Consider the following 3208-nt stretch of genomic DNA (forward strand, 5'->3'; position numbering starts at 1 on the left):
GGGCGTCGCGGTGGTGGAGGTGGTCGGGGACGAACGTGAACTCAAAGACGTCACGGTCGCGGAAGAGGGTCTCGTCGTGGCGGAGGAGGGGAGAATGCGTCATAGGAGAGTCTGGAGAAGAGGAGATTGTTAAAGGTGAGGCGTGCGCGGGTTGAAAGTGAAGGATGACATGAAGGCTGCAGCTGCAGGTTCCCGGCAGAACATTGGGGCAGGAAGTTACTCTGCCTGCAGGATCTCGACGATCCGGTCGATGACCGATGCGAGGGCCTGGTCGTTGAGACGGCCGGCCCGGTAGAGGATCAGGTTGGTACTGGCAGAGAAGAGCCGGTTTGGCCGGACGTTGCTCGACTTGCGGAGTGTTCCCTCCGTAAAATCCATGTCGGTGATACCGACGGCATAGCGATCCCGGACCTGCTGGCTCGTGATCTGACAGAGAACGACATCATCCCCGTCGGGCGTCGCGACAACAAGAGCCGGCCTTCGTTTCACGGTTGAGAGATCGGAGAAAGGAAACGGTACAATGACGACATCCCCTTTTACAAATCCTTCCACGCCTCTTCCTCCTCGGGCCGGAGCCAGTCTTTCCGGAGCGCAGGCTCGCTCGCGAGGGCGGTGTCGGGGGCGGCCTTCCGGCGCCGGGACTTGAGGTACCGGATGAAATCGAGCACCTCACCGTATGTCCGGGGCGGGAGGTCGTTCAACTCTCTGATGATCTCCTCTTTGACTTGGGTCATGGCAGCCTCACCTCTACGGTATACGATCCTCTGGTGCTTCAATCTACATATCTCTGTCTGAAGAGGGGTTGTTTACCGGGGCGATCTGTGCCCCCGACACTGAGAAAAATTGAGTGGGGGGAGAGCCCCCCGCTTCACGCCAGTGCGGGCACGGCGTCAGCCCAGGCATCGACCGCGGTCCGGATGGCGTCGTCCTGGTAGGACGAGAGCCGGACGGTCGTCCGGGTGAAGGTGACGTAATAGTCATCACCCGACGGGTCGTGGCACTTGAGCTGAGCGTAGTAGGTCTCACCGGGGGCGTTCCGGACGGCCTCTCCGCCCATCGCGGTCTCGAGGGCCGCATTCGCGAGAGCCTCCGCGGCGTTCGCCTCGAAGGCGGCGATCGTCGGGGACTGCAGGGAGACGTTGCCCACCCGCTTGCCCTCGCCGTCGAGGAAGTTCACCTTCGCGGTGTAGTGCTCGCGGTTCCGTATGACTGCCGCGACGGGCTGCCCGTCGGAGCCGGTATACCCGACGCACCCGAAGGGGTTGTCCTCGATGACGCTCTCGATGAGGTTGTTAAACGACGTTACGTCGGCGATCGGGACGGCGAGGTCCCGGACCGCCGTTTTGTTCACGGTCTTCTGCACGAAGTCTGCCATGGGTTTTGCTCCATGTCTGCATGCTCCCGGGAATATGACAGACGATTATAGGGTATACCCGGGAGGGGATTAGCCTGACTTTATTGGGGAGGGGGGAACGGGCTCCGATCAGGAGTTTTGCCTGAGTTTTATGCAGAAAGCAGGCAGAAGGCCCCCGATTGAGGCCGGGGGGTCAGTCACCCCATCGCATGGGTCCCGGAGAGTCAGGAGTGATCTTTATGTAGAGAAACGGTAATTACTGTTAGACTGACGAAGGTGCTGCTCGGGAGGAACTGCGATGAAATCAGATATTGAGGTTATCAAAGAGGGGGTGACAGAAATAAGGAATATGCTTGACGAGTTGATGCGCCAGCATGAAACTATCGGAATAATGAAGTTATCTGAGCGTTCCCTGCAAGAATTTCTCGAGGACGAACCAGACATCTATACCCTTGATGATGCGAAGGTCGTGTACCTGTGAAAGGAAAAATTGTCCTCATTCCATTTCCCTTTACCGATCTGACATCTTCAAAGCTTCGTCCTGCCCTCGTCCTCTATGAAGGGAGATCTGATTTCATTCTCGCGTTTATCTCTTCTCAAACCCGACCTCAAACAACTGAAGCGGAGATCCTTGTCCGGAAGGATACGCCAGGGTTTGAAGATTCGGGGTTAAAGGTGGATTCGGTGATCAGATTGGACAAAATAGCTACTGTTTTGAAGGATCTGGTCATCGCAGAACTTGGTGAGCTTGATACACACTACAGAGAAAGCGTCAACACGAAACTCTGTGCATTGTTTCAAATTTGATTTTTGAAAGGTAGAGGAGTGACCTCTGCACCTGTCGATCATGGACTTCCCGCTCCGCACGTTATGGGGGCGCGGATTTGCGTCTGATTTTCCTGATATATCCCTTACGGCCAGGCTTTTTCTCTTCGGCGTCCTACTCTCCTCCAGGGGGGTTACCAGGATGACCGAGGAGAAGACCACCCGGAAGCTCGGTTTTACGAGACGAACCGGGACGTGAAGTGGATCTGCCGGATGTTGCGGCAGATGGAGGCGCAGGACGAGGAGTTTGAGGCCCGGATCCAGGCGCTGGAGGGCTGGCGGGCGGAGAAGGCGGGCGAGGAGCGGCGGCTTTCGACGGTGAGTGCCGGGGCCGGCGGGGTTGTGGGTGGGGTGGTGGCGGTGCTGGTGAAGGTGCTCGGCGGGGGATAAGTCCAGAGAGACTGGATGAGTGACTGTTCCATACGGTGTTTCGGGTGCATTGTTTCCACTCCGCCGGAGGAATGTAAGGTAGAAGGACATGGCGTCTTCGCCCTGCCGTTCGGTCCTGCCCAGGAGTACAGTTGGGGGCATACCGGCTGCAATCGGCGGGAGACGTGAGCCAATTAAAAAAAGTCTATAGTGACAGTTTTAGGAGAACGGATGCACTTGCTCTGGTTTCGAGTATTCACTGCAACCATGGATGAGCCCATTATGGGCCAATTGATGATCCCTTTTGACCTACGTTGATCCTCTACGATCCCTCTTCCGTTGCATACCTCAGCGAGTAGCGCACGCCCGCTCCTGCCGTTCCCTCTTTACGGAGAATGCCTCGTTAAACAAGATCTGTAAGATCCCGTGTTGCGGTTGACTTCTTACCATTGTAGAGGTGCTGACACTCCTGATTTGAGATGGAGCCCCCGCTCTTCAGGTAGTGTATGGAGGCGATCTGCCGCTCATTCAGCCCGAGCGAGTCGAGTCGCTCTCCATATGCGGAGGACGGTTCTCACACCCGTGGTTATGGAAATAGTTATCTTTCTCCCCGGCGACCGTAGAATCATTGAAATGAAATAGTACTCAGGTGGAGGCTAC

At 56.6% G+C, this 3208-nt stretch carries 5 protein-coding genes and 1 pseudogene; 3 read left to right on the forward strand and 3 right to left on the reverse strand.

Annotated features, from left to right (window positions below; genetic code table 11):
• Positions 1 to 216: 216 nt before the first annotated feature.
• The 3 genes from GXX82_17195 to GXX82_17205 all read right to left on the reverse strand — a co-directional run bounded on the left by GXX82_17195 (position 217) and on the right by GXX82_17205 (position 1375).
• Positions 217 to 552, reverse strand: coding sequence for a type II toxin-antitoxin system PemK/MazF family toxin (locus tag GXX82_17195; GenBank protein ID NLT24782.1), 336 nt, complete (start codon positions 550 to 552; stop codon positions 217 to 219).
• The gene (locus tag GXX82_17200) at positions 537 to 713 is read right to left on the reverse strand and encodes a DUF2281 domain-containing protein (protein NLT24783.1); all 177 of its coding nucleotides are present in this window, start codon (positions 711 to 713) and stop codon (positions 537 to 539) included. The genes GXX82_17195 and GXX82_17200 overlap by 16 nt, the downstream gene beginning before the upstream one ends.
• Positions 714 to 868: 155 nt before the next feature.
• The gene (locus GXX82_17205; protein NLT24784.1) at positions 869 to 1375 is read right to left on the reverse strand and encodes a hypothetical protein; all 507 of its coding nucleotides are present in this window, start codon (positions 1373 to 1375) and stop codon (positions 869 to 871) included.
• A 277-nt stretch (positions 1376 to 1652) separates the two neighbouring features.
• Here GXX82_17205 and GXX82_17210 point away from each other — a divergent pair, with 277 nt between their 5' ends.
• The 3 genes and pseudogenes from GXX82_17210 to GXX82_17220 all read left to right on the forward strand — a co-directional run bounded on the left by GXX82_17210 (position 1653) and on the right by GXX82_17220 (position 2569).
• Positions 1653 to 1835 (forward strand): hypothetical protein, encoded by a 183-nt coding sequence (locus GXX82_17210; protein NLT24785.1) that lies wholly within the window; start codon positions 1653 to 1655, stop codon positions 1833 to 1835.
• The gene (locus GXX82_17215; GenBank protein NLT24786.1) at positions 1832 to 2161 is read left to right on the forward strand and encodes a type II toxin-antitoxin system PemK/MazF family toxin; all 330 of its coding nucleotides are present in this window, start codon (positions 1832 to 1834) and stop codon (positions 2159 to 2161) included. The genes GXX82_17210 and GXX82_17215 overlap by 4 nt, the downstream gene beginning before the upstream one ends.
• 160 nt (positions 2162 to 2321) lie before the next feature.
• A pseudogene (locus tag GXX82_17220) lies at positions 2322 to 2569 on the forward strand (hypothetical protein).
• The last annotated feature ends 639 nt before the right edge of the window (positions 2570 to 3208 follow it).

This window comes from Syntrophorhabdus sp. (genome assembly GCA_012719415.1).
Classification (GTDB): Bacteria; Desulfobacterota; Syntrophorhabdia; order Syntrophorhabdales; family Syntrophorhabdaceae; genus Delta-02.

Coding starts and splice junctions, on each gene's coding strand:
- GXX82_17210 (NLT24785.1), top strand. CDS start 1,653: ATGAAATCAGATATTGAGGTTATCAAAGAGGGGGTGACAGAAATAAGG.
- GXX82_17205 (NLT24784.1), bottom strand. CDS start 1,375: ATGGCAGACTTCGTGCAGAAGACCGTGAACAAAACGGCGGTCCGGGAC.